A 981-nucleotide genomic window follows, 5' to 3' on the forward strand; every position below is an offset into this window, starting at 1 on the left:
GACGATCTCGCCGTCCAGCACGCACCGCGCCGCCAACTCGTCGCGCACCGACTCGATGACCTCGGGAAAGTAGCGGCCCAGGTCCTTTCCACTGCGGGACAACAGCACCACCGCGTCCCCATCGCGGAAGACCAGGGCGCGGAACCCGTCCCACTTCGGCTCGTACGACCACACGCCCGCTTCGTTGGGCACCTTGGCCTGCGCTTTGGCCAGCATCGGCTCGAGCGGCGGGGTCACGGGGAGGTCCACGGGTTCCATACTCACGTAGACCGCCGACAGCGGGCAATGTCATCGATGTGGGGCGCTGCGCCACAATGGGCGGGATGCGTCTTCCCGTCATGCCTCCGGTGTCTCCGATGCTCGCCAAATCGGTGCCATCGATACCGGCCGGCGCCTGCTACGAACCGAAGTGGGACGGCTTTCGCTCCATCTGTTTTCGTGACGGCGACGAAATTCAGCTGGGCAGCCGCAACGAGCGACCGATGACGCGGTGGTGCTGTTGTCCCGCAGTGGAAAGGACCTGGGCCGCTACTTTCCCGAGGTCATCGAGTCGGTGCGCGACGAGTTGGCGGCGCGGTGCGTGCTGGACGGCGAGATCGTCGTGCCCCGCGAGATCGACGGCCGCACCCGGCTGGACTGGGAGTCGCTGAGCCAGCGCATCCACCCAGCCGAATCGCGCATCAAGATGCTCTCAGCACAGACCCCCGCACACTTCATCGGTTTCGACGCACTGGCCACCGGCGACACGTCGCTGATGAAGGAACCCTTCCGGGTTCGCCGCGACGCGCTGCTCGGCGCCGTGACAGAGAAACAGTGGTGTCATGTCACGCGCACCACTGAGGACCCGGAACTCGGCGCCCGCTGGCTCGAGCAGTTCGAGGGCGCGGGACTCGACGGCGTGATCGCCAAGCGCCTCGACGGTCCGTACCTGCCGGGCAAGCGTGAGATGGTCAAGGTCAAGCACGCCCGCGACGCCGACTG

General features: G+C 66.8%; 2 pseudogenes. One reads left to right on the top strand and one right to left on the bottom strand.

From position 1 onward, the window contains the following. Positions 1–258: pseudogene (locus A5663_RS04025) on the bottom strand (ATP-dependent DNA ligase); the annotation flags it as partial. A 65-nt stretch (positions 259–323) separates the two neighbouring features. Between A5663_RS04025 and A5663_RS04030 the strand changes: the two are divergent. Continuing rightward, positions 324–981 (top strand): annotated as a pseudogene (locus A5663_RS04030) (ATP-dependent DNA ligase); the annotation flags it as partial.

Source organism: Mycobacterium sp. E740, from assembly GCF_001672895.1.
Taxonomy (GTDB): Bacteria; Actinomycetota; Actinomycetes; order Mycobacteriales; family Mycobacteriaceae; genus Mycobacterium.